The organism is Streptomyces sp. NPDC055955 (assembly GCF_042270245.1).
GTDB lineage: Bacteria > Actinomycetota > Actinomycetes > Streptomycetales > Streptomycetaceae > Streptomyces.
Window position 1 is genome coordinate 336,990 of the sequence record NZ_JBHJYS010000006.1, and the last position, 24,667, is coordinate 361,656.

Annotated in this window: 21 protein-coding genes; 8 read left to right on the forward strand and 13 right to left on the reverse strand. The window is 70.6% G+C overall.

Translation table 11 applies throughout. The features are described 5' to 3' along the window. The first annotated feature begins 35 nt into the window (after positions 1 to 35). Together ACFC96_RS15200 and ACFC96_RS15205 are read left to right on the forward strand one after the other, a co-directional pair. Positions 36 to 1,064 (forward strand): endonuclease/exonuclease/phosphatase family protein, encoded by a 1,029-nt coding sequence (locus ACFC96_RS15200; protein ID WP_376262645.1) that lies wholly within the window; start codon positions 36 to 38, stop codon positions 1,062 to 1,064. Positions 1,065 to 1,214: 150 nt separating this feature from the next. Then, the gene (locus ACFC96_RS15205) at positions 1,215 to 2,471 is read left to right on the forward strand and encodes an MFS transporter (RefSeq protein ID WP_376612604.1); all 1,257 of its coding nucleotides are present in this window, start codon (positions 1,215 to 1,217) and stop codon (positions 2,469 to 2,471) included. A 67-nt stretch (positions 2,472 to 2,538) separates the two neighbouring features. Here the strand turns inward: ACFC96_RS15205 and ACFC96_RS15210 are convergent, their stop codons facing one another. The 5 genes from ACFC96_RS15210 to ACFC96_RS15230 all read right to left on the reverse strand — a co-directional run bounded on the left by ACFC96_RS15210 (position 2,539) and on the right by ACFC96_RS15230 (position 9,144). Next, positions 2,539 to 4,296: an NAD+ synthase gene (locus ACFC96_RS15210; RefSeq protein WP_376612606.1), complete on the reverse strand. Its 1,758-nt coding sequence runs from the start codon at positions 4,294 to 4,296 to the stop codon at positions 2,539 to 2,541. A gap of 280 nt (positions 4,297 to 4,576) precedes the next feature. Further along, on the reverse strand, positions 4,577 to 5,623 hold the full coding sequence (locus ACFC96_RS15215) for a LacI family DNA-binding transcriptional regulator (RefSeq protein ID WP_376262637.1): 1,047 nt from the start codon (positions 5,621 to 5,623) through the stop codon (positions 4,577 to 4,579). A gap of 73 nt (positions 5,624 to 5,696) precedes the next feature. Beyond that, on the reverse strand, positions 5,697 to 7,334 hold the full coding sequence (locus tag ACFC96_RS15220; RefSeq protein ID WP_376612608.1) for a sugar ABC transporter substrate-binding protein: 1,638 nt from the start codon (positions 7,332 to 7,334) through the stop codon (positions 5,697 to 5,699). Positions 7,335 to 7,384: 50 nt separating this feature from the next. Then, positions 7,385 to 8,293 (reverse strand): carbohydrate ABC transporter permease, encoded by a 909-nt coding sequence (locus ACFC96_RS15225; protein ID WP_376262633.1) that lies wholly within the window; start codon positions 8,291 to 8,293, stop codon positions 7,385 to 7,387. After that, complete coding sequence (locus tag ACFC96_RS15230; protein ID WP_376262630.1) at positions 8,290 to 9,144, reverse strand: ABC transporter permease; 855 nt, start codon at positions 9,142 to 9,144, stop codon at positions 8,290 to 8,292. The genes ACFC96_RS15225 and ACFC96_RS15230 overlap by 4 nt, the downstream gene beginning before the upstream one ends. A 345-nt stretch (positions 9,145 to 9,489) precedes the next feature. Here ACFC96_RS15230 and ACFC96_RS15235 point away from each other — a divergent pair, with 345 nt between their 5' ends. Further along, the gene (locus ACFC96_RS15235; RefSeq protein ID WP_376612709.1) at positions 9,490 to 10,464 is read left to right on the forward strand and encodes a hydroxyacid dehydrogenase; all 975 of its coding nucleotides are present in this window, start codon (positions 9,490 to 9,492) and stop codon (positions 10,462 to 10,464) included. A gap of 177 nt (positions 10,465 to 10,641) precedes the next feature. Then, positions 10,642 to 12,639 carry a carbohydrate binding domain-containing protein gene (locus ACFC96_RS15240; protein ID WP_376262627.1) on the forward strand — a complete coding sequence of 666 codons (1,998 nt, stop codon included), beginning with the start codon at positions 10,642 to 10,644 and terminating at the stop codon, positions 12,637 to 12,639. A 69-nt stretch (positions 12,640 to 12,708) separates the two neighbouring features. Here ACFC96_RS15240 and ACFC96_RS15245 read toward each other — a convergent pair whose 3' ends face one another. From ACFC96_RS15245 to ACFC96_RS15255, 3 genes are all read right to left on the reverse strand, one after another. Then, positions 12,709 to 14,655, reverse strand: coding sequence for a protease pro-enzyme activation domain-containing protein (locus ACFC96_RS15245; protein WP_376262624.1), 1,947 nt, complete (start codon positions 14,653 to 14,655; stop codon positions 12,709 to 12,711). Positions 14,656 to 14,860: 205 nt separating this feature from the next. After that, positions 14,861 to 15,478, reverse strand: coding sequence for a DUF305 domain-containing protein (locus ACFC96_RS15250; protein WP_376612610.1), 618 nt, complete (start codon positions 15,476 to 15,478; stop codon positions 14,861 to 14,863). Continuing rightward, the gene (locus tag ACFC96_RS15255; protein WP_376612612.1) at positions 15,475 to 16,140 is read right to left on the reverse strand and encodes a DUF3105 domain-containing protein; all 666 of its coding nucleotides are present in this window, start codon (positions 16,138 to 16,140) and stop codon (positions 15,475 to 15,477) included. The genes ACFC96_RS15250 and ACFC96_RS15255 overlap by 4 nt, the downstream gene beginning before the upstream one ends. 320 nt (positions 16,141 to 16,460) lie before the next feature. Here ACFC96_RS15255 and ACFC96_RS15260 point away from each other — a divergent pair, with 320 nt between their 5' ends. From ACFC96_RS15260 to ACFC96_RS15275, 4 genes are all read left to right on the forward strand, one after another. Next, positions 16,461 to 17,822, forward strand: coding sequence for a glutamine synthetase family protein (locus ACFC96_RS15260; RefSeq protein WP_116503685.1), 1,362 nt, complete (start codon positions 16,461 to 16,463; stop codon positions 17,820 to 17,822). A 494-nt stretch (positions 17,823 to 18,316) separates the two neighbouring features. Continuing rightward, positions 18,317 to 19,327 carry a hypothetical protein gene (locus tag ACFC96_RS15265; RefSeq protein ID WP_376612614.1) on the forward strand — a complete coding sequence of 337 codons (1,011 nt, stop codon included), beginning with the start codon at positions 18,317 to 18,319 and terminating at the stop codon, positions 19,325 to 19,327. 227 nt (positions 19,328 to 19,554) lie between these two features. Then, positions 19,555 to 19,803, forward strand: a complete 249-nt coding sequence (locus tag ACFC96_RS15270; protein WP_376262613.1) for a hypothetical protein — start codon at positions 19,555 to 19,557, stop codon at positions 19,801 to 19,803. Positions 19,804 to 19,868: 65 nt separating this feature from the next. Continuing rightward, entirely contained in the window at positions 19,869 to 20,060 is a 192-nt protein-coding gene (locus ACFC96_RS15275; protein ID WP_100592578.1) for a hypothetical protein, read from the forward strand. Positions 20,061 to 20,066: 6 nt separating this feature from the next. Here ACFC96_RS15275 and ACFC96_RS15280 read toward each other — a convergent pair whose 3' ends face one another. The 5 genes from ACFC96_RS15280 to ACFC96_RS15300 all read right to left on the reverse strand — a co-directional run bounded on the left by ACFC96_RS15280 (position 20,067) and on the right by ACFC96_RS15300 (position 24,382). Continuing rightward, entirely contained in the window at positions 20,067 to 20,501 is a 435-nt protein-coding gene (locus tag ACFC96_RS15280; RefSeq protein WP_376262611.1) for a VOC family protein, read from the reverse strand. A gap of 65 nt (positions 20,502 to 20,566) precedes the next feature. Further along, positions 20,567 to 21,598: a TolB family protein gene (locus ACFC96_RS15285; protein WP_376612615.1), complete on the reverse strand. Its 1,032-nt coding sequence runs from the start codon at positions 21,596 to 21,598 to the stop codon at positions 20,567 to 20,569. After that, positions 21,595 to 22,962: an MFS transporter gene (locus tag ACFC96_RS15290; protein WP_376612617.1), complete on the reverse strand. Its 1,368-nt coding sequence runs from the start codon at positions 22,960 to 22,962 to the stop codon at positions 21,595 to 21,597. Before ACFC96_RS15290 ends, ACFC96_RS15285 begins: the two co-directional genes overlap by 4 nt. 1 nt (position 22,963) lies before the next feature. After that, positions 22,964 to 23,851, reverse strand: a complete 888-nt coding sequence (locus tag ACFC96_RS15295) for an alkaline phosphatase family protein (protein ID WP_376612619.1) — start codon at positions 23,849 to 23,851, stop codon at positions 22,964 to 22,966. Positions 23,852 to 23,950: 99 nt separating this feature from the next. Continuing rightward, positions 23,951 to 24,382, reverse strand: coding sequence for a VOC family protein (locus tag ACFC96_RS15300; protein WP_376262600.1), 432 nt, complete (start codon positions 24,380 to 24,382; stop codon positions 23,951 to 23,953). Positions 24,383 to 24,667 lie beyond the last annotated feature (285 nt).

The following is a 24,667-nucleotide window of genomic DNA, read 5'->3' on the forward strand; positions in this document are numbered from 1 at the left end:
CGGTGTGCACGGCAGGGCAGTGAGGCGACGACGGTATGGCGCAGGGGTTCAGGACGGAAACGGGTGGCGGCGGCTCGGGGTACCAGCCTTCGAGAGACCCGTTGCGCCGCCTGACCGGCGGGTGGCGTGAGCGGGGGATCTGGCGCCGCGGGGCGGTCCTCGCGGTGCTGGCCGTCCTGGTCGCGCTGGTGATGCTCTTCCACGCGCAGATCCCCAACACCCTCGGAAACCTGGGCTCCCTCACCGAGACCTTCCTTCCCTGGCTCGGCGTGTTCGTGCCTGTCCTGCTCGTCCTGGCCGTCGTGCGGAAGTCCGCCACGGCCCTGATCGCGGCACTGATCCCGGGCATCGTCTGGCTCAACCTCTTCGGCGGGCTCCTCACCGACAAGACCGCGAGCGGCGGCGACCTCACCGTCGCCACGCACAACGTCAACGCGGAGAACCCCGACCCGACCGGCACCGCCGACACGATCGCCGCCTCCGGGGCGCAGGTCGTCGCTCTGGAGGAGCTGACGTCCGACGCCGTCCCCGTCTACGAGAAGGCGCTCGCGAAGACGTATCCGTACCACTCCGTCGCCGGCACCGTCGGGCTGTGGAGCAAGTACCCGCTGAGCGCGACGCGGCCCGTCGACATCCAGCTCGGCTGGACACGCGCCATGCGCACCACGGTCGCCACGCCCGAGGGGGACGTCGCCGTGTTCGTCGCGCACCTGCCGTCGGTCCGGGTCAAGCTGCACGCCGGGTTCACCGCCAGCCAGCGCGACACCTCCGCCGACGCGCTCGGTGAGGCCATCGCCGACGAGACGCTCGGCAAGGTCATCCTGCTCGGCGACCTCAACGGCACGATGAACGACCGCGCGCTGAACGGCGTGACGTCGCAGATGCGCTCCACGCAGGGTGCCGCCGGCAGTGGCTTCGGGTTCAGCTGGCCCGCGTCGTTCCCCATGGCCCGTATCGACCAGATCATGGTCAAGGGTGTGGAGCCGGTCACGTCGTGGACCCTGCCCGAGACCGGCAGCGACCATCTGCCGATCGCCGCGAAGGTCGACCTCACCCGGTCCTGACGTCCGCTTTCGCTTCCCACACCCGTTGTTGACCCGGTGGAAACCGGGGCCTCACCTCACGGAACACCTGGTGCGAGAGAGTTTGTTCCGCGCGTAAACTTACGGATTCCGCGTCTCCCGCCCCGTCTTCCCGTGGAAGGTCCCTTCTTCATGCCCCTGGCCCTGCTCGCCCTCGCCGTGGGCGCCTTCGGCATCGGCACCACCGAGTTCGTCATGATGGGCCTCCTGCCCAACGTCGCCGACGATCTGCACATCTCCATCCCGTCGGCCGGCCACCTCGTCTCCGCGTACGCCCTCGGCGTCGTCATCGGCGCCCCGCTCCTCGCGGCCCTCACCGCGCGCATGCCCCGCCGACGCGTCCTCGTCGCGCTCATGGTGCTCTTCGTCGCCGGCAACGCCGTGTCCGCCGCCGCGCCCGACTACCACCTCCTGATGGCCGCGCGCTTCGTCAGCGGGCTGCCGCACGGCGCCTTCTTCGGCGTCGGCGCCGTCGTCGCCACCTCGCTCGTCGCTCCCGAGCGCAAGGCCCGGTCCGTGTCCCTGATGTTCCTCGGGCTCACCGTCGCCAACGTCATCGGCGTCCCCATCGCCACGCTCATGGGCCAGCAGCTCGGCTGGCGCGCCACGTTCCTCGCCGTCAGCGCCATCGGGCTCGCCGCGATCACCGCACTCCTGCTGCTCGTTCCCGCCGACCACGGCCATGGCGAGAGCGGCGGGCTGCGCGGTGAGCTCAAGGCGCTCGCCTCCCTGCCCGTGTGGCTCTCCCTCGGCACCACCGTCGCCGGGTTCGGCGCGCTCTTCGCCGCGTACAGCTATGTGACGCCGATGCTCACCGGCTCCGCCGGCTTCGCCGAGGCCGGCGTCACGCTGCTGCTCGCCCTGTTCGGCGTCGGCGCCACCGCGGGGAACCTGCTCGGCGGGCGGCTCGCCGACCGGTCCCTGCGCGGGACGCTGTTCGGGGGGCTTGTCTCGCTCGGTGTGGTGCTGGCGCTGTTCCCGGTGCTGATGCGTGCCGAGTGGAGCGCCGCGGTCGCGGTGGCGCTGCTCGGTACGGCCGCTTTCATCACCGGGTCGCCGCTCCAGCTCATGGTCATGGAGAAGGCATCCGCCGCGCCCTCCCTCGCCTCCTCCGCCAACCAGGCCGCCTTCAACCTCGCCAACGCCGGCGGCGCCTGGATCGGCGGGCTCGCCCTGGCCGCCGGGTTCGGGCTCACGTCCCCCGCGGTCGCCGGGGCCGCGCTCGCCGTCCTCGGGATCGGAGTCGCCGGGGTTGCCTACGGCGTCGACCTGCGTCGCTCCCGGGCCGTCGCCGCTTCGGCCACGACGAGGCACGGGCTCCTCGTGGCCTCGCATCTGCCCGACGCCGTGGCGGCTGCGGACGCGGGGGAGGCCACTCGTCGTCGGTGACGCGGCGCGACGCGACGGGACGGGTGGGCTCCGGGCGGGGGCTGCGATTTTTGTGGGAGGGCGGTGACTACTGCGCCGACTCCCGCCACCTGTTCGTGATCGGCAGGCGGCGGTCCTTGCCGAAGCCCTTCGCCGAGATCTTCGTGCCCGGCGGGTACTGGCGGCGCTTGTACTCCGCCGTGTCCACCATCCGCAGCGTCTTCGTCACCAGGTCCGCGTCGAACCCCGCCGCCACGATCGTGTCCGCGCCCTTGTCCCGGTCCACGTACATCTCCAGGATCGCGTCCAGCACCGGGTAGTCCGGCAGCGAATCCGTGTCCACCTGGTCCGGGCGCAGCTCCGCGCTCGGCGGTTTCGTGATCGAGTTCTGAGGGATCGGGGGAGTCAGGCCGCGCTCCGCCGCCGCCCGGTTGCGCCACTCGGCCAGCCGGAAGACCGACGTCTTGTACACGTCCTTGATCGGTCCGTACGCGCCCACCGAGTCGCCGTACAGGGTCGAATAGCCCACCGCCAGCTCGGACTTGTTGCCCGGCGCGAGCACGATGTGGCCCTCCTGGTTGGAGACCGCCATCAGCATCGTGCCGCGCAGCCTCGACTGGAGGTTCTCCTCCGCGAGGCCCGTCAGGCCCAGGGACCCCATGTACGCGTCGAACATCGGCTCGATCGAGACCGTGCGGAAATTGAGGCCCGTACGGTCGGCCAGCTCCGCCGCGTCGCCCCTGGAGTGCTCCGACGAGTACTTCGACGGCATCGCGACGCCGTACACGTTCTGCGCGCCCAGCGCGTCGCACGCGATCGCCGCCGTCAGCGCCGAGTCGATACCGCCCGACAGGCCGATCAGCACCGAGCGGAAACCGTTCTTCGCGGCGTAGGCGCGCAGGCCCACGACCAGTGCCGAGTAGAGCTCCTCGTCGTCGTCCAGGCGGTCCGCGTAGCCGCCGGTCAGCTCCGGCTCGTACGCCGGGACGTGGTCCTCGGAGATCGTCAGGTGGTCGATGCGCAGGCCGTCGTCGACCGTTCCCGTCGGGGCGTCCGGCCCGGCCGCCGGGAGGTCCAGGTCCAGGACCACACAGCCCTCCGCGAACTGCGGTGCCCTGGCCACCACTTCGCCCGCCGCGTCCACCACGATCGAGTCGCCGTCGAAGACGAGCTCGTCCTGGCCGCCGATCGTGGCGACGTACGCCAGCGTGCAGCCCGCCTCCTGGGCGCGCTTGCGCACCAGCTCCAGGCGCGTGTCGTCCTTCTTCTGCTCGTACGGCGAGGCGTTGATCGAGATCAGGAGGCCGGCGCCGGCGGAGCGCGTGGCCGGGACGCGGCCGCCGTCCTGCCAGAGGTCCTCGCAGATGGCGAGCGCCACGTCGATTCCGCGGACGCGGATCACGGGCATCGTGTCGCCCGGCACGAAGTAGCGGAACTCGTCGAAGACGCCGTAGTTCGGGAGGTGGTGTTTGGCGAACGTCAGGGCCACGCGGCCGTCGTGGAGGACGGCGGCGGCGTTCTGGGGGGCGCCGGCGGGCTGGCCGTACTTCGGCTGTGCCTTCTCCGAGCGGTCCAGGTAGCCGACGACCACGGGGAGGTCGCCGTGGCCCTCGTCGGCCAGGCGCGCGGCCAGCGTGGCCAGTTCGCGGCGGGATGCCTCGACGAAGGACTCGCGCAGGGCGAGATCCTCCACCGGGTAGCCGGTCAGGACCATCTCGGGGAACGCGACCAGGTGCGCTCCCTGTTCGGCGGAGTGCTTGGTCCAGCGGATGATCGCCTCGGCGTTCCCGGCGAGATCTCCGACGGTCGAGTCGATCTGATTCAGGGCGAGACGTAGTTGAGGCACGTTGTCAGTTTAATCGTCTGACTGACGCGATGTCGTCCTGATCTGTGGAGTGGACGGGTGGTGGGCCCTACTGCTCCTGGCGTTACGGGCTGTCGGTGGCCGTCGCTCTTCGGGTGTGGGGACGCGGGGGCACGAGCGTGCTCGCTGTTCCACGGATGCACGTCGGCGAGCTGATTCCCTGAACGTGGTGCCGGCGGCTCCGCGCGCTCATGCACCCACGTCCCCTCCCGCTTCGTACGCGGCCGACCGTCCGGTGGGCCGCTGCGGCTGATCGGTGCGTTCAGTGGTGGTGGGGGCGGACGCTGTTTCTGATCACTATGTGGGTGCCCAGGAGGTGGCGTTGCTGGCCCGGGCGCGACGTGCCTGTCAGAGCCAGTCTCACGGCCGTGCGGCCCATTTCCGCTGCCGGGATGTGCACCGTGGTGAGGCCGGGGGTGATGTCCGCTGCCACCGGGTCGTCGTTGTAACCGACCACCGAGATGTCCTCGGGGACCCGCAGACCCGCCTCAGCCAGGGCGCGGATCGCCGCTGCCGCCACGCGGTCGTCGCCCGCGAAGACCGCCGTGAAGTCCGGCTTGCCGTTGCACTTGTCGAGCAGATCCCGCATCGCCTCGTAGCCGTGGTGCTGGCCGAAGCCGATGCCGTGCAGGATCGCCTCCGAGCGGGGGACCCCGTGGTCGTCCAGGGCTCTGAGGTACCCGGTCACGCGGTCCTCGCCCGTGGTGTTGCCCGGCTGGTAGCCGATCATCGCGATCTTCCGGTGGCCGGCGCCCAGCAGATGGCTGGTTATCGCGTGTGCGCCCGCTCCGTTGTCGTACTCCACGACGAGTGCGGGGACGTCGGGTGCCGGTGCCGGCCTGCCGCACAGGACCAGGCGCGAGCCCGCCGCCGCGAGTGCCTGCGCGTAGTGCGCCATCCGCTCGCGGTACTCGTCGTCCTCGATGACCCCGCCGACCAGGACCACGGCCTCCGCCGCCTGTTCGCGCATCATCTGGACCAGGGCCAGTTCGCGGGCGGGGTCGCCGCCCGTCGAGCAGACCAGGGTGAGTCTGTTGTGCTGGGCCGCTTCCATCTCCACGCCCTGCGCCACGGCAGCGTAGAACGAGCTGACCACGTCGAACATCAGCACCGCGATCGTCTTGCGTCCGGTGCCGGCGAGGGCCCGGGCGTGCGCGTTGACCACGTAGTCCAGGTCCTTGACCGCTCTTTGGACCTTGGCGCGCGAGGCCGCCGATGTCGGGTAGTTGCCCGCCAGGACCCGTGAAACAGTCGCGACCGAGACGCCCGCGCGCGCGGCCACATCACGGATGGTGACCCGCTCACCCACTGTTGTGTCTCCTCAACTTGCCCGTCCGGGGCGGGCGATGCCGCCCCGGACCATCATGGCCGATGCCGTACGGTCAGTGCGCCGCCTCGTACTCCTTGGCGAATTCCTCCAGTACCTGCCGGCCGCCCTGGTTCAGCCACTTCTTGTACACCGCGTCCCAGTCGGAGACCTTCCGGCGGCCCGTGACGGTGGCCGTCACGCCGTCGCTGATGATCTGGTCGAGCGTCGCGCCCTGCTTGTTGTACGTGTCCGACTGAAGGCCCCAGCGGTCGTTCGGCACCATCATCGGGATCACCTTCTGCTGCCACGCGTGGAGGCGTTCGATGATGTCTCCGTAGCCCGGCGCGTACAGGACCTGGGGTGCGTCGCTCAGGTACACGAACGGCAGGTTCACCTTCGACTCGACGAGGCCGAGCGGTGTCGCTATCGGGTTGTTGTCCTTGTCCCGCTTGAAGTGGGTTCCCTCCAGGCCGAAGTGCACCAGCTCGTACTCCTCGGTCCCGAACGGTGAGGCCAGGTAGTCGAGGATCCGCAGCATCAGCTTCACGCGGTCCTTCGACGCCTTCTTGATCACCGTGTAGCCGAAGATGCCCTGCGACTGCTGGTAGCCGGGTGTGGCGCCCTCGGGTGTGTAGGGGACCAGCGCGTCCAGGTCGAAGGCGTTCTTGATGCCCTGCGCGGAGCCCGGGTACGAGAGGAAGCCGTCGGTCATCGAGAGGACCGTGCCGTTCCAGAACTGCGTCTTGAGGTCCACCTGCGAGACCGACGTCGCCTCCGGGTAGTACGCGCCCGCCTTGCGCAGGTTCGACATGTACTCCAGCGCGGTCTTGAACTCGTCCGTGCTCGCGAAGAACGTCGCCTTGTCGCCCTTGATGCGCCACTGGTTCGGCGCCCCGTGCCACGTGGCGTGTGTCTTGAAGCCGAAGAAGGCGGTCGACGAGGCGCCCAGGGCCCACGTCTTGCGCGTCGTCGTCTCCTTCGCCATGGCCGCGAAGTCCTTGGCCGACATGCCCGGCTTGTAGCCCGCCTTCGTGAACGCCTGGCCGTTGAAGTACATCGTGTCCTGCGGCTTCGGGCGCTCCACCGGGACTCCGAAGATCCGGCCCGAGATCCGGCCCATGCCCTGCCAGGCGTACGTCGGGATGCCCGCCAGGTTCGGGTAGTCCTTCACCGCGTCGCCGGACAGGTGCTCGGTGAGGTCCTCGCAGCGGGACTTCACGAACTGCGCCTCGCGCGGCAGGACGTATCCGCCGCCGATGTTGATGATGTCCGGCAGGTCGTCGCCCGCGAACAGCGTCGCCATCTTGGTGCGGAAGTCCGCGTCCGGGACCACGGTGAACTCGACGTCCACACCGAGCGCTTCGTTGATCGCCGCCCACAGCTTGTTCTGCGCCGCCGGCTTCGGCGGGGTGCCGTACGTGATGGAGAGGACCTTGATCTTCTCCTTGCCCGTACCGGGCTTCTCGGCTACTGCCTTGACCAGCTTCGCGGGGTACGTGGTGTAGCCCGCCTGGACGCCCTCCGCGGTGGCCGCCAGGTCCGGCTTCGCGCCGGCGGCGGGGGTGTACGTCGGCCACGCGGCCGCCTTCCTGCCCGCGTTGGAGACCGAGCCGCCGCCACCCGAGTCGGTGGAACAGGCGGTGAGGAAGGACGGAGCGGCCAGGGCGGCGCCGCCGACGGCTATGGAACGCAGCAGGGTGCGACGCGACATCGAGGAACCGGACACGTGAGTGGACCCCTTCGGGAAAGGTGGGCAGCTGGCTAGCTTTTGACGGCGCCGGTGAGCACGCCCTTGGTGAAGTACTTCTGCAGGAACGGGTAGACGAGGAGGATCGGGACGGTGGCGATCACCAGGACCGCCATCTGCGTCGTCTGCGGGGCGGAGACCATGCCGGCCTCACTGAGACCCGTGTCGCTGATCTGCGCGCCGCCGATCACATAGGTGCGCAGGACCTGGGAGAGCGGCCAGTGGTCGGACTCCAGGTAGATCGAGGCGTTGAACCAGGCATTCCAGTAGCTCACCGCGTAGAACAGGCCGACGACCGCGAGGGCCGCCTTGGACAGCGGGAGCACGATCCGCCAGAACACCGTCCAGTCGCCCGCGCCGTCCAGGCGCGCCGCCTCGTACAGCTCCTCGGGGATTCCCTGGAAGAACCCTCGCAGGACGACCAGGTTGAAGACGTTGATCAGGACGGGGGCGATGAGGGCCGCGTACATGTTCTGCAGTCCCAGGCCCTTGACCAGGAGGAACGCCGGGATCATGCCCGGAGGGAAGAGGAAGGTGAAGAGGATGATCAGGAGGATCGGCTTGCCGCCCAGGACTCCTGGGCGGCTGAGCGCGTAGGCCAGGAAGGAGGTGCAGGCCAGGGAGGCCAGGGTGCCGATGAGGGTTACGCCGACGCTGACGCCCAGGGCCTTGGTGACGATGCCGCCGCTGAGGATGTTGCGGTACGCGCGCAGCGTCGGGTCCGTGGGCCACAGGACCCAGCCGCCGTTGGCCACCACCTCCTTGTTCGAGGCCAGTGACGTGGAGATGATCACCAGGAACGGGACCAGGACCAGGGCCAGGACGACCGTTATCGCTACCGCTTTGGCTGCTTGGGTGGCCGGTTTCGGGCTTTCCTTCCACGCCGGGCGCGTGGGGTTCCTGGTGTTCACGACTGTGGTCATTTGTAGATCCCCTGTTCGCCCAGCTTGTGCGCCACCCGGTTCGCGGTGAAGACGAGCACCGCGCCCACCAGCCCCTTGAACAGGCCTGCCGCCGCCGCGTAGCCGGTGTCGCCGCCGACGATTCCCTGCCAGAACACGAACGTGTCCAGGACCTCGCCCACCTCCGGGCCCACCGACTGGCGCTGGAGCAGCATCTGTTCGAAGCCGACGGACAGGATGTCGCCGAGCCGCATGATCAGGAGCAGCACGATGATCGGGCGGATGGACGGCAGCGTCACGTGCCAGAAGCGGCGCCAGGGGCCCGCGCCGTCGATCGCCGCCGCCTCGTACTGCTGCTCGTCGACCTGCATCAGCGCCGCGAGGAAGATGATCGTGCCCCAGCCGGCGTCCTTCCAGACCACTTCGGCGACCACCAGCGGGCGGTACGCGTCCGGGTTGCCGATGATGTCGACCGTGTGGATCCCCGAGTCGCCCAGGAACGAGTTCAGCAAGCCCGTGTCGGACAGGACCTGCTGGAACAGCGCCACCACGATCACCCAGGACAGGAAGTGCGGCAGATAGACCACCGACTGCACGAAGCGGCGCAGGAAGTCCGACGTCAGGCTGTGCAGGAGCAGGGCGACGGCCAGGGGGACGGGGAAGAAGAACGTCAGCTGGAGCACCGCTATGTAGAAGGTGTTCCACGTCGCGTGCCAGAAGTCCGCGTCGCCGAACATCCGGGTGAAGTTCTCGAAGCCGACCCAGGGGCTGGCCCAGAGCCCGTCGAACGGGACGTACTCCTTGAACGCCACGGCGTTGCCGACGAAGGCGCCGTAGTGGAACAGCAGGAAGTAGGCCAGGCCCGGAGCCATGAGCAGCAGGAACGTGCGGCTGCTCCGAAACCGTTTTCCGAAGCCTTCCTGCCTGGGTTTGTGCGTCTTTGACCCGCTGCCCGGGATACCGGGGGGCTTCACCGCCTCGGTCTCGGGCCTGTCCTTCGCCACCGTGGGCACGGAAACCCCTCCGTTGTTGGAACAAGGTGAGCGGGAATCTAAAACGGTTACTACGCCGGGTCAACCCCCTTGTCTCCGAGATCTCTTGACCATCTCTCAGCGTTGGGCCTAGCCTCCTGACATCTTGAGGTAACCGGTTACTAGATATCTGCAGCTGGAGGGTGGTAGCGCGTGGCAGCACACCGACCGATCGCGGCACTGGCCATGGACGCCGAGGTGCTCGACCGGGTCATCCCGCCGGACCTGCGGCAACGGCTCGGGCGGTGCGCCGGCCTCGCGCCCGTGCCGCTGACCGGACCGCTCGGCACCCCCGAGGCCCGCGCGGTCCTCTCCGGGGTCGAGCTGCTGGTCACCGGCTGGGGTTGCCCGCAGCTCACCTCGGACGTCCTGGCGCACGCGCCCCGGCTCCGTGCCGTCGTGCACGCCGCCGGATCGGTCAAGCCCGTCGTCTCGGACGCCCTGTGGGACCGGCCCGGCATCACCGTCTCCTCCGCCGCCGACGCCAACGCGGGGCCCGTCGTCGCCTTCACGCTCGCCGCGATCACCTTCGCCGCGAAGAAGGCGCTGCCCGTCGCCGCCCGCTACTCCGGCGGCTGGCCCGGCTTCACCGCGCGCGAAGGTGCCGACGGCCGCGTCGTCGGGATCATCGGCGCCTCCCGCATCGGCCGCCGCGTCATCGCCGGGCTCCGCGCCTCGGACGCCGGGTACCGGATCCTGCTCACCGATCCGTACGTCACCGAGGCCGACGCCACGGCCCTCGGCGCCGAACTCGTCGCTCTGCCCGAGCTGTGCCGGCGCAGCTCCATCGTCAGCGTGCACGCGCCGCAACTGCCCGAGACGCGCGGGTTGTTGGGGGAGGAGATGCTGAAGCTCGTGCCGGACGGGGGTGTCGTCGTGAACACGGCCCGGGGCTCGCTCGTCGACACCGAGGCGCTGGCCCGTGAGTGCGCCGCCGGCCGGCTCGACGCGTTTCTCGACGTCACCGACCCCGAACCGCTGCCCCCGGGGCACCCGTTGCTCACCCTTCCCAACGTCCTGGTCACCCCGCACATGGCGGGCGCGCAGGGCAGCGAGGTGCGCCGGCTGGGGCTGTACGCGGTGGAGGAGGCCGAGCGGTTCGCGCGCGGCGAGGAGCTGCTGGGGCGGCTTCGGCGGGAGGATCTCGCCCGGCTCGCCTGAGAGGGCGGGGTTCGGCTCGTCCGAGGAGCGGAGCCCGGCCGTCCGAGGTGCGCGGTGGGGGTGCCGGGGTGGAGGTGCGGCCAGCGAATGTAACCGTTTCCTGTCCGACCCATTGACCTCAACCACCTGGCTGGGCACGGTACTTGCCGAACTCCTCTCCTATCCCCAGGAGGAAGAATGGCACCGGTTACCTCCGGGCTCCGAAGAGCCTGCACCACACTCGCGGCCGGCCTCGCGCTCGCCGCCTCCGCCCTCGTCTCCCCGCCGGGCGCCCAGGCCGCGGGGTCCGCGCACCCCGCCCATCCGCCCCACCCCTCGCAGTCCGCGAGCACCCCCTACTACGTGGACTGTTCCGCCGCCGCGAACGGCGACGGCAGCCTCGCCGCGCCCTACAACAGCCTCGCCGCGGCCAACGCCGTCACCTACGGGCCGGGCGACCGGCTCTACTTCAAGCGCGGAGTCACCTGCCGCGGTCAGCTCAAGCCCACCGGCTCGGGCTCCGCGGCCGCCCCCGTCAGGGTCGCCCCCTACGGCTCCGGCGGCGCTCGGCCCGTGATCGAGGGCGGTGGCACCGTCTACGCCGCCGTCCATCTGCTCAATGTCGAGCAGTGGGAGATCCGCGGTCTGGAGGTCACCAACAAGGGCGCCACGGACGCCGAGCGCAACGGCATCCTCGTCGAGCTCGCCGACCACGGCACCGGCACCCACTACGTCCTCGACGACGTCTACGTCCACGACGTCAACGGCGGCGACACCAAGAGCAGCAACGGCATCCAGTTCCGCGTCTCCGGCACGGCGACGCCGACCCGCTTCGACGACGTGCTCGTCGAGAACAGCGAGATCTACAAGGTCGACCGCGAGGGCCTCACCACCCAGTCCAGCTGGGCCTGCCGCGCCATATACGGCTGCACCAGTGGGCCCGCGTGGACGGCGAGTACGCGGGTCGTGTTCCGCGGCAACAAGATCCACGACATCGGCGGCGACGGCATGGTCGTCCGCGTGACCCGGGACGCGCTGGCCGAGCACAACGAGGCGTACGACATCTGGATGCGCTCGGCCGGCAACAACGCGGGCCTGTGGACCATCAACAGTGACGGAACCGTCTTCCAGTACAACGAGGTCCACCATGTGCGCCGCAAGGCGGGCATGAACGACGGCATGGCCTTCGACGCGGACTTCGGCACGCGCGGCGCCCTCTTCCAGTACAACTACAGCCACGACAACGAGGGCGGCTTCCTGCTGCTGTGCGGGGCCTGCGGCGGCGGCGCCGACACGGCCGGTACGGTCGCCCGGTACAACCTCTCCGTCAACGACGGCTCGCGCATCCTGTACGCCGTCGGTGACGCGGCCGCCCAGATCCTCGACAACACCTTCTACATGGGGGCCGGTTCCACCACGTCGGTCGTGGAGAGCAGCGGTGGCGCGTCCACCACGCTGTGGAGCAACAACATCTTCTACAACCTCGGCACCGGCGGCTACGGCGGCAAGCCCGCCGAGCACACCTGGCGCAACAACGTCATGTACGGCAACCACCCGGCGTCCGAGCCCGCCGACCCCGGCAAGGTGACCGCCGACCCGCTCCTCGCCGACCCGGGCTCCGCCGATCCCGCGGGGTACGAGCTGAGGGCGGGCTCCCCGGCGCGCGGCGCCGGGCAGGTCACCACCGGCTCCGGCGGCAAGGACTACTTCGGCTCGCCCGCGCCCGTCGCCTGCCGTCCCGACATCGGCGCCCACCAGGCCTCCGCGTTCGACGACGCCGCCTGTTCGGGCGGGACCAACCTGGTCGCCAACCCGGGCTTCGAGACGGGCGTCTCGCCCTGGGCGCCCTCGGGGGCCGTCGCGGCCGACCCCGCGGATCCGCACGGAGGCGGCTCCAGCCTGCGCGTCTCGGGGACCCCGAGCACGGCCGAGCAGAAGATCACTGTCGCGCCGAACACCACGTACACGCTCTCCGGCTGGGGGCGCGTCGACGCGTACGACACCCAACTCGCCGTGGGAGTGAAGAACTTCGGCGGGGCCGAGACCCGGATTCCCGCCTTCAGCGCCTTCGGGTGGCGCACCGGCAGCATCACCTTCACCACGGGCGCCACCAATACCTCGGCGACCCTCTACTGCTACACCCGCACCGGCAAGGGCAGCGGCTGGTGCGACGACCTGAGGGTCGTCAAGCAGTAGGGAAAGGACCGCAATCGAGGGCGGCGCCCGTCCCGGGGATGTCCCGGGACGGGCGCCGCTCTTGTCGGGTCAGCGACGGCCGAAGGCCGTCACGTAGCCCGGCGCCGGCGAGCCGACACCCGTCACGTCGTCGTAGCCGCGGACGGCCTTGAGCGAGCTGTCCTTGCCGAGGCTGCGCAGGGAGGTCAGCAGGCCGTCGGCCGCGTCGAACCCGTTCGCGTAGTCGACACGGACGACCGCGAGGTCATGGCCGTTCGGCCGGTCCGTCACGTCGTGGTAGATCTTCGAACCGGAGCGGTCGTAGATCGCCGGGTTGGCGAAGCCGAGCGCGTGCCCGCCGCGGGCCTCCTGGACCAGCGCCTGCACACCCGCGATGACGGGCGCCGCCAGCGACGTGCCGCCGATGCGGTACTCGTCGTACTTGAGCGAGCCGTCGGGGAACGTCTGCGTCTGGCCGACGAGGAAGCCGGTGTTCGGGTCGGCCACCGCGGAGATGTCCGGCACGGTGCGCATCTTCTGCGAACCGCCGTTGGCGCGCGCCAGCGAGTTCGGGACGACACCGCTCTGGTAGAACGGCTGCTTCACCGTCTTGCTGGTGCCGCCGCCCGCACCCGAGGTGTACGCCCCGGGGAAGGCGTCCCAGCTCTTGCCGTCGGCCGACAGGTTGGCCTTGAGCGTGCCCCAGCCGGTCTCGAACTGGTACTTGTCGCCCTTGCCGACGGCCAGCGACGTACCGCCGACGGACGTCACCCACGCCGAGTTGGCGGGCACGTCGACCTGCTTCGTGCCGGTGTGCGCCACCTCGTCGCCGTTGTCGCCGGACGAGAAGTAGAAGCCGATGCCCTCGATCGCGCCGTACTGGAAGATCTGGTCGTACGCGGCGGCGAGGTCGGGGGTCTGGTTGGCCTCGATGTCGCCCCACGAGTTCGACACGATGTCGGCGAGGTGGCCGTCGACGATCTTGCCGAGCGAGTCGAGCAGCGCGTCGTCGTAGCAGGACGCGGCGCCGACGTAGGTGATGTCGGCCGCGGGAGCCACGGCGTGCACGGCCTCGACGTCGAGGGTCTCCTCGCCGTACCAGCCGGACGCCCCGCACTCCTCGGTCTTGGTGTAGTCCGCGGGCAGGACCTGCTTCAACTGGCCGCTGCGGTAGGCCGCGTCACCGTTGCGCTTGGCGTAGGTGGCCGCGTCCTTCGCGATGGTCGGCGAGGCGTACGCGTCGGTGATGGCGACGCGGACCCCCTTGCCGGTCTTCGTGCCGGCGCCGTAGGCGGCCCGCAGCTGCTTGCCGGTGTAGCCCTTCACGGCGTACGGGGCCTTCTGGCCGTACGCGGACGGCGCGGTGGTCGCCGTCTTCGAGCCGTAGTACGACGAGAAGGGGCCGGCGTTGTGGAACACGGCGTCCGGCGGCGGCAGCGTCTCGTCGTGGTCCGCCTTGTGCGGCGCGTTGTCCAGGCCGGTCACGGTGAGCACCGCGCCGTTCAGGGACGCGGGCACCGTCGCGGCGGCCGTGGGCGCGCGGTAGGTGTGCTTGCCCTTGGCGTAGTTGTGCAGCTGGGCACCGAACGCCTTCTCGGCGGCGGCGACTTCGCCCGAGACGGAGATGTAGTGCTTGCTGACGTCGGTCACGGTGAGGCCCGAGGACTCGAGCCACTTCGTGACCTCGGCTATCTGGGCCTTGGTCGCGCCGAAGCGGGCCTGGGCCTGCTTGGCGCTGAGGTACTTGCCGTACGACGCCGACTGCGGGTCGGACACGGCCTTCGCATAGGCCGCGAGGCCCGCCGCGTCACGTCCCGCGAGGTAGACGCGGGCGTGCACGGTGGAGCTGTTCGACGCGGCACCCTGGTCGGCCTTCGCCGTGGCCCACAGCGGCTTGGTGCCGGTCAGTGCGTCGCGGGCGCCCGGGTTCGGGTCGGCCTGGGCGACGGGTGCTGCGATGGCGAGCGCGCCGGCGAGCAGTGGCAGTGTCGCTGCCAGGCTGAGCCCGGCGCGGGCCGCGGCACGGGTGGATCTCATACAACCCCCTGCGATGTGGTTCGTCGCGTGTGGCGACTGTGATGCGCGTGCACCGGGTCGACCTGCGCACGCAACTGATCACTGTTGCGCCGAACCGTTCATGCAAGGGGAATGGAAGCGCCAAGAAGAGCCCAAGGAACGCCATCCGAGGGCGATTTGGGGCGGTACGTGATCGGGGTGGGGGTTCCCCGCAGGGTCCCCCTGCCTACGACCGGTCCTTCAACATCCCTGCCATCAGGTCGATTTCCGACTTCTGCGAGGCGACCATGCCCGCCGCGAGCCGCTTCTCCACCCCGACCCCGCAGCGCTCGACGCACCCCTCGGCCATGTGGACCCCGCCCTTGTGGTGCGCGGTCATCAGCTGGAGGTACAGCACCTCGGCCCGCTTGCCGTTCGCCTTGCGGAGCTCGTCGAGCTGCGTGTTCGTGGCCATGCCCGGCATCAGCGCGCCGTCCTGTCCCGGCGGCATGTCACCCATGCCCATCCAGGACATCGGCGGCTTCGCCGACACCTTCGGCAGCCCCCACAGGTCGAGCCAGCCGAGCAGCATGCCCCGCTGGTTGGCCTGCGTCTGCGCGATGTCGTAGGCGAGGCGGCGCACCTCCTCGCCCTTCGTACGGTCGCGCACGATGTACGACATCTCGACGGCCTGCTGATGGTGGACCGCCATGTCCCGCGCGAACCCGGCGTCGGCGGACTCGGCGCCGGGCACCCGAACGGCCGACGAACCGCCGTCGTCCCCGTCCGCGACCGCGTACGTGACCGCCCCGCCCGCGACGAGCACCGCCGCCACGGCCGGCGCGATCCAGGCCGCGCGCCTCACTGGGACAGACCGTTGGTGCAGGCGGCACCCGGCTCAGGGGTCTGCTTGCCCTGGACGAACGTCGAGAAGAACGAGGCCACGTCCGGGTCGGTGGCGCTCTTCACGGTCCGCTGGTGACCCCAGGCGCTCAGCATGATCGGGTCCTTCTGGTCCTGGTCCGGGCTCATCAGCGAGTACGGCGTCTGGCGGACCTTCGCCGCGAGCTTCTGCACGTCGCCCGGGTCGGCCTTGTCCGTGTACGTCACCCAGACCGCGCCGTGCTCCAGGGCGTGCACCGCGTTCTCGTTCGGGATCGGCTTCTTGTAGACGTCGCCGTTGCAGTTCATCCAGACCTGGTTGTGGTCCCCGCCCACCGGCGGCGTCATCGGGTACGTCACCTTCTTCGCGACGTGGTTGCGGGCCAGCTTCCCGGTCCAGGTCTTCACGCCGTCCGCGCCCGTCTTGAACGACCCGGCCGACGACTTCGCGTCCGCGCTGTCCTTCGACGAGTCGTCCCCCTTCGTGACGGCCCACGCCCCGACCCCGGCGAGAGCGACGACGACGCCGCCGCTCACCACGATGGTCAGGACACGGCCGCGGCGCTCGCGGGAGCGCTCGGCCCGGCGCATCTCCTCTATCCGGGCCTTGCGCGTCGCGGAGCCGGTGTTCTTGGCGGAACCCATGGTGAGTCCTTCTGGGAAAGGGACGGGACGGCTGAACGGGTCCGCTGATCGTAGTGGGGAGCGGGGGGCCGTTGCCATGCCGTGTAGCCGGTGCTCCGGGCGGCAGGGACTATGGGACGAGGGGCCCCAGCAGGCACTATGGGCACGGAGTCGTACACATCTGCCGTTCGCACGATGTTCGGGCCCGGGTCGGCCAGTCGACCAAGGTCCGCAACGCGCACGAAACGGTGATGTGGTGGGATGCTCAGGAGCCTGCCGACGGTGTCCCGCAGGGCGCGGACGCAGGCGGCCTGACCAGCAAGGATGGGTGGAAGCGGAAGATGGACAAGCAGCAGGAATTCGTGCTCCGGACGCTCGAGGAGCGGGATATCCGGTTCGTCCGCCTGTGGTTCACGGATGTCCTCGGCTTCCTGAAGTCGGTGGCCGTGGCCCCGGCGGAGCTGGAGCAGGCCTTCGACGAGGGCATCGGCTTCGACGGCTCCGCGATCGAGGGCTTCGCCCGCGTGTACGAGTCGGACATGATCGCCAAGCCTGATCCGTCGACGTTCCAGGTGCTGCCCTGGCGCGCCGAGGCACCCGGTACCGCGCGGATGTTCTGCGACATCCTGATGCCCGACGGCTCGCCGTCGTTCGCGGACCCGCGGTACGTGCTGAAGCGGGCCCTGGCCAAGACGTCGGACCTGGGCTTCACCTTCTACACGCACCCCGAGATCGAGTTCTTCCTCCTCAAGGACAAGCCGCTCGACGGCTCCCGCCCCACCCCGGCCGACAACTCCGGCTACTTCGACCACACCCCGCAGAACGTCGGCATGGACTTCCGCCGCCAGGCGATCACCATGCTCGAATCCATGGGCATCTCGGTCGAGTTCAGCCACCACGAGGGCGCCCCCGGCCAGCAGGAGATCGACCTGCGGTACGCCGACGCGCTCTCCACGGCCGACAACATCATGACGTTCCGCCTCGTCATGAAGCAGGTGGCGCTGGAGCAGGGCGTGCAGGCCACCTTCATGCCGAAGCCGTTCTCCGACCACCCCGGCTCCGGCATGCACACGCACCTCTCCCTCTTCGAGGGCGACCGCAACGCGTTCTACGAGTCCGGCTCCGAGTACCAGCTGTCCAAGGTCGGCCGCTCCTTCATCGCCGGTCTGCTCAAGCACGCCGCCGAGATCTCCGCCGTCACCAACCAGTGGGTCAACTCCTACAAGCGCATCTGGGGCGGCGGCGGCCGCACCGCAGGCGCCGGCGGCGAGGCCCCCTCGTACATCTGCTGGGGCCACAACAACCGCTCGGCCCTGATCCGCGTCCCGATGTACAAGCCCGGCAAGACCGGCTCCGCCCGCGTCGAGGTCCGCTCCATCGACTCGGGCGCGAACCCGTACCTGACGTACGCCGTGCTGCTCGCCGCAGGACTCAAGGGCATCGAGGAGGGCTACGAGCTCCCGCCGGGCGCCGACGACGACGTGTGGGCCCTGTCCGACGCGGAGCGCCGCGCCATGGGCATCGAGCCGCTGCCGCAGAACCTCGGCGAGGCCATCGCCCTCATGGAGCGCAGCGAACTCGTCGCCGAGACGCTGGGCGAGCACGTCTACGACTTCTTCCTGCGCAACAAGAAGCAGGAGTGGGAGGAGTACCGCTCCGAGGTGACCGCCTTCGAGCTGCGGAAGAACCTACCGGTTCTGTAAGCCCGACTCAGGCCGGTTTCACGCCGCGTCGAGCCTCCGGGGCCGTCGGTCCATGACCGGCGGCCCCGTCGCGTGCGCCGGTGGGCTGGGCCCTCTGTGGGCCGTGAGCCGTCGGACCGGCCCACCGGACAGGCCTCCCGGATCACTTGAGCGGCACAGGGGTGACCGGATCAGGGGCCCCGCTGCGTGCTCCGAGACTGGGCCAGGACGCCCATCGGGAGGTGTCGGAGTGGCTGAGGTTCCCGAGCTCAGGGGAGAAGTCCCGGCAAGCGGTCACGTTCGGCGCAGTCCGGCTGGCAGAACACCGTGGCGGACCAAAGGATGTGCTGTGACGGTCGTGGACGCTCTTTGCCGCTCATCCGTCGCACTCATCATGACGGCCCCCGAGAGCCGACCGGCCTGGAGGAAGAATGTCCCGAACTCTCCCTGGGCTTCTGCCAGGCGATGTCCCCGCATCCCCACGCCGTCGCGCACGGCGCCGGCGGTTCGACCTGTTGAGCGTCGTCCTGGCGGCGTCCTCCGTCGCCCTCCTGTCCGCCACGGGTCCTCACGCCTTCGCGGCGCCGCACAAGGACCGGCGCGGTGATCGCCTCTACGTCGCCAACTCCGGCTCGGGCACCGTGTCGGTGATCGACACCAGGACCAACGCGCTCGTCGGCCCCCCGATCCGCGTCGGCAAGGGCCCCGTCGGGGTGGCCGTGGACAGCCGCCGAGGCCGCGCCTATGTCGCCAACTCCGGCTCGGGCACCGTGTCGGTGATCGACACCAGGACCAAAGCGGTCGTGGGCTCCCCGATCCGCGTCGGCAAGGGGCCCGCGGGGGTGGCTGTGGACAGCCGCCGAGGCCGCGCCTATGTCGCCAACTCCGGCTCGGGCACCGTGTCGGTGATCGACACCAGGACCAAAGCGGTCGTGGGCTCCCCGATCCGCGTCGGCAAGGGGCCCGTCGGGGTGGCCGTGGACAGCCGCCGGGGCCGCGCCTACGTGACCAACGGCATCTCCAAGTCCGTGTCGGTGATCGACACCAAGGCCAAAGCCGTCGTGGGCTCCCCGATCCGCGTCGGCAAGGGCCCCGCCGGGGTGGCCATGGACAGCCGCCGGGGCCGCGCCTACGTGAGCAACGGCATCTCCAAGTCCGTGTCGGTGATCGACACCCACACCAACAAGGTCGTCGGGCCCTCGATCCCCGTCGGCGGACTCCCCGCCGGTGTGACCATCGACAGCCGCCGCGGCCGCGCCTACGTGACCAACTCCGCCTCGAACACCGTGTCGCTGATCAACACCAGGACCAACGCGGTCGTCGGCTCCCAGATCCCCGTCCGCTACGGCCCCGGCTGGGTGGCCACCGACGGCCTCCGCGGTCGCGCCTACGTGGCCAACTCCGGCTCGGACAGCGTGTCGGTGATCGACACCAGGACCAACGCGGTCGTGGGCTCCCCGATCCCCGTCGGCAACGCCCCCGCCGGGGTGGCATTGGTGAAGTCGCTCCGGCCCGCGCATCGCTGACCCTTCACGGTCGGAGTCGGATTCGGAGTAGAAGACGGAGTGCCCGGGGCTCGGCCGTTCCACCGAGCCGCGCAAGAACCCGCCGGTGCCGCACGGCACTTGAGCGGGCTTGCCGGGGCGGGCGGGGAGCGGGCGGGGCACGTGATGCCGACCGCCCCCTCCGCCGTACCGCCCCCGGCGTCGTTCCCGGTCGCTACCGTGGTCGGGGAGCCAGAAGGGAGCGCGTCATGGCCGAGCCGCTCAAGACCCTCGTCGACGGGGTCGAGGTCGAGGTGCCCAACAGCATCCCCGCCATCCGCGACGCCCTGCCGGAGGGCCGGCGCGACGAGTTCGACCGGGAGATCAACGCGGCCGGGGTGCACGAGATCCACGCCGTGATGCGGCACTGGATGCTGGAGGCCGTGCCCGACCCGGCCGCCGACGCCATCATGGACCGGCTCGCCCGCGAGGAAGCGGAGAGGGCCGGAGCCGCGTGAGCCACCGTCATCGCCGCCGCCACCGCATCTCGTACGCCCCGCCCGCCGACGACACCCTCGCGAAGATGGCCGGACCCGTGCCGTTCAGGGCGGAGCTGGAACGCACCCTCGGCGTCGACCCGTACGGACACGGGTCCCTCCCCATCGGCCGATGGGCGGACCGCAGGGAGGCGACCGTGCGCGGCGTCATCGTCCGGTACTACGTGTCCGGGTCGATCCTGGTCGTGACCGTGGTGCGGCTGATCCCGGAGCCGTGAGCCGGTTCAGCCCTGGTGCTGTTCGCGCAGCAGCTCGTGCAGCGGCTGCGTGGCGCGCTTGCGGTACTCCTGGACCGCCCAGCCGTTGCCGTCCGGGTCGGTGAAGTACATGAACGTGCCGCCGTCGTCCGGGGCGTACTGCTGGGGCTCCGACACGTCGAGGCCACGCGCCGTCAGCTCCGCGTGGGCCGCCTTGATGTCCGCGACGACGAGCTGCAGGCCGTGGTACGTGCCCGGCTGCGGGGTGCCCGTGGGGTTCGGGACGCCCTCGGCGAGCGTCACCGAACAGCCGGATCCGGGCGGGGTGAGCTGGACGATCCGGACGCCCGGCATCACCTCGCGGTCCACGTCCGCGCTGAAACCCACCTTGTTCGTGTAGAAGTCCTTCGCCCGGTCCAGGTCCGACACGGGCAGCTGAATCACTTCCAGGGTCATGTCCATCGCCCCAGCCTCGCGGGTGGCGGGCCCGCCTGCCACCTGTATGGGCGGTTCCGGATCGCGGTCCCTCACAGGTACGCCGGTGACACCGCGGCCTTCGTGAGGCGGTGCGGAGTGCCTGTGCCGTCCGCCGGGACGGTGTAGAGGTCCGCGCCGTAGTCGCCCGGCAGCGCGTACGTGAGTGTGTGCGCGTCGCTCCAGACCGCCTGGTCGTCGACGCTGCGCGTCTCCGCCAGGGGCGTCTCGTGGAGCGTGCGCAGGTCGAGTACGTACAGCCGCCAAGGGGCGTCCGCCGAAAGGCCCTTCACGCGTTTTTTGTACGCGATGCGGGTGCCGTCGGGGGAGAGGGACGGACATTCGACGTTCTGGTGGACGGTGGTCAGCGTGCGGGTGCGCAGATCGCCCCGTACGAGGTAGGTCCGGCCGTGCGTCGCGAGCGTCGCGTAGAAGTGGCGGTCGTCCGCCGCGAACGTGATGCCCCAGAAGTTGATGTCCGCCGCGCGGTAGGTCCGGCCGTCCTTGACGACGCGGAAGTCCTCGAGCGTCGGCGTGAGGCGGCCCGTGCGGGTGTCCACGATCGCCGCCCGTGTCGAGAAGTCGGTGCCCGCGTAACTGTCGCCGCCCACGAACACCGTCCACGCCGCGTACCGTCCGCTCGGCGACACGCGGGCGCGGGACGGGATGCCCGGGAGCGCGTAGTGGGCCTTCTCCCTGAGCCGCGCGTCCAGGACGCGTGCCGTGTACGTGTCCTGCATCGCGCCCCGTTCGGCCCGCAGGCAGACGGCCGTGCCCGAAGCGGCGTAGAAACGCAGGCACTTGACGCCCGACGCGGTGCGGGGCGCGTCCGGTCGGCCCGCCGGGACCGTGGTGAGCTCGTCCCGGTGGGGGCCCCACGCCATGTTGCGGAAGACGAGGTGGCGGGGGGTGTCGGTGGCCCCGGCCGGCAGGGTCACCCGGCCCGCCGTGACCACCGGGCCGCCCGCGTGCGCCTCGTTCCTGCGGTCGGCGCGCGCCGCCGCGTGCCGGACGGAGGCCGTCGCGACGGCCGCGAGAGCGACGACCGCGGCGACGAGGACGAGCAGCCTGTGACGTGTCGTCATGCGGGTACTACCTCCGCGGGTGTGGGAACTGTGGGCCGGAAGGCGTACGCCACCGCCGCGCCCGCCGCCAGCGCGACCGTGGCCGCGCCCAGCGCCGTGCGGTCGCCCCACGCCGTCCAGGCGGCGCCGAAGCCGATCGAGCAGACGAAGCGCGCCAGCGCCTGGCCGGTCTGGACGACGGCGAGCCCGGACGAGCGCAGCTCCTGGGGGATGGCGGTGGAGGCCGCCGCCATCAGGACGCCGTCCGTCGCCGCGTAGAAGCAGCCGTGCAGCGCCAGGACCGCGTACGGCAGGGCGGATCCGTGCCACGGGGAGAGCAGCAGGCCGTACGCGGCGAGGAGCGCCGTGTGGCCGGCGAGGAACACGCGCCAGCTGCCGAGGCGGTCCGCGAGCCGCCCCAGGGGCGCCGCCAGGAGCAAGAACGCGGCCGCCGTGCCCAGGGGGAGCAGCGCGAACCACTGGTCGGGGACGCCGAGGCGGCGCTGGAGCAGCAGGTAGACGAAGGAGTCGCTGACCGTGGCGAGGCCGAGGAGCAGGGCGCAGACCGTGGTGCGGCGCACTTCGCGGCGGCGCAGGAGAGCGAGCGCGGACCGGAAGGTGGGGCGCGCGGGTGCGGGGCGGCTGCCCTTGGTGGTCCCCTGCGTGGCCGCGGGGCGGCTGCCCCCGGCGGCCGGTTGCCCGGCTGCGTGCCGGCCGGGGACGAAGAGCAGCAGGACCAGTACGCCCAGTGCCGCGACGCAGAAGCTGACGGTGAAGACGGCGTCGTAGCCGTCCGTCGTCGCGCGCAGGATCAGGAAGGCCGCGAGGGGGCCGAGGAGGGCGCCCGTCGTGTCCATCGCCCGGTGCACGCCGAAGGCCCTGCCGCGGGTGGCCGGGGTGCTGCTCAGGGAGATCAGGGCGTCCCGCGGAGCGGTGCGCAGGCCCTTCCCGGTGCGGTCGGCCGCGAGGACCATGCCGATCGTGGGAAGCGTGGCGGCCAGCAGGAGCAGGGGCTTGCAGAGCGCCGACAGCCCGTAGCCGAACAGGGCGACGGTCTTGTGACGGCCGCCCCCGCGGTCCGCGAAGTGGCCGCCGACGAGGCGCACCAGCGCCGAGAAGCCGTTGTAGACGCCGTCCAGGAGGCCGAAGCCGAGGGGGGAGAGGCCGAGTCCCGCGACGAGGTACAGCGGCAGGAGGGCCGTGACCATCTCGGACGAGACGTCGGTGATCAGGCTGACCGAGCCGAGGGCCAGGACCGTGGGGGCGATCGCGGTGCCGCGCCGCCCGGCCGGTGGCCGGGCGGCGGGTTCCGCGGACGCCGCGATGGGGGTCCCCCCTGCTCGAGCGGAGTCGAGAGCTTGGGGGCGGCTGTCCGCTACGTACATGTCAGGACGCCCAGATGCCCGTGATGTCCTTGCCCGACGCCGCGTTGCCCGCGTGCGGGAGGCCGTACATGTCCTCGATCGTGCGCAGGACGTCGTAGTGGTTGTAGGTGGTCGCCGAGGTGGCGCCCGGGGTGACCTGCTGGCCGTAGAGGACCGTCGGGATCTTGTTGCCGGCCAGGCGGTTGTCCTCGTCGAAGGTGACGACGAGGAGGCTGTTGTGCGTCTTCGCCCAGGTCGCGTAGGCGGAGAGGTTGTTCTTCAGCCAGGTGTCACCGGTCGACACCGAGCAGTCGTGCATGTCGCTGCACAGGTCGGGGACCACGAAGGAGACCTGGGGGAGCGTCGAGTAGTCCGAGGGGAACTGCGCGAACGTCTTCGCCGTGGAGGTGGGGACGTTGCTGAACCCGAACCACGGGTTGTGCTTGCGGGCGTAGTCACCGGACGAGCAGGTGGTCGAACCCTGGCTCGGCAGGCCCTCGTTGTAGCTGCCCCAGGTCTTGCCGGCGGCGATCAGCTCGGAGGCCAGGTTGGGCTGCGAGGAGAAGCCGGGCGTGTAGCAGCTGTCGTCCGTGATGCCCTGGGTGGCGCCCGAGAACAGCGCGAAGTAGTTCGGCTGGCTCGGGTGCGTCAGCGCGTAGGAGGCCGAGAGACTGGCGCCGTTCGTCTTGAGGCTGTTGATGTACGGCGCGCTGGAGGAGCCGATCACCTGGTTGTAGGCGTGGTTCTCGAAGACCACGACCACGGTGTGGTCCGGGGTGGGGACGCCCGCCGCGGCCTGCGCGGACGAGCCGCCCACGCCGGACCAGAGCGCGACCGCGGCGGCGGTCAGGGCGAAGGCCGATGCGAGCGCCGCGGTGCGGCCGCGTCGGAACAGTGATCTGCCGGGCACGTGAGACCTCCGGTGGGGGAGAGACGGCGGCGGTGCGGCTAGAGCATGCACACGCCAAGATGCCCCCGGCCCACGCACATGTGAAGGGCGGGTGAACCCTCAGCGCTCCGAGAGCGGGGCGGGCGCCTGCTGCACCGTCCAGCCGTTGCCGTCCGGGTCGGCGAAGAACATGAACGAGTTCCAGATGTCGCCCGGTCCGTCCTCCCAGCCCGTGGCCCCCACGTGCTGCACCGGGCTCACGTCCACCCCCCGCTCCAGCAGCTCGGCCCGCGCCGCGTCGATGTCCGTCACACACATCTGGATGCCGGTCAGCGACCCCGGCCGCATCGCCCGCTGCCCCGGCGCGCCCGGCAGGCCCTGCTCCAGGGCGATCGAACAGCGCGACCCCGGCGGCGTCAGCTGCACGATGCGGACGCCCTCCGTGACGACCTGGTCCACGTCGACCTTGAAGCCGAGTCCGTTCGCGTAGAAGTCCTTCGCCCGGTCGACGTCCGATACGGGTACGACGACCACTTCGAGGGTCCAGTCCATGGTGTGCCCTTTCCGGCTGCGGTTCTCGACTGCCTTCTTCGACGTGCGGGTGTGCCGGCCGCGCGAAGCGCCGACGCCCGTCCGGCCGTATCGTGCACCGGCCGTCCGCCCGGGCCGCAGGATCCGCGTTCGTCATGATCCGCCTCTCGCTCCCCCGATGCTCCCGTCAAAGGGCAGACCCCGCACGCGGGCGGAACTCACCGGCGAAGCCCTGAGGCCTGTCCGGCGGATCATGCCGGGTGAGTGGGTGCGGCCGCCCAAGTCCGGCCTGATCCGCCGGACAGG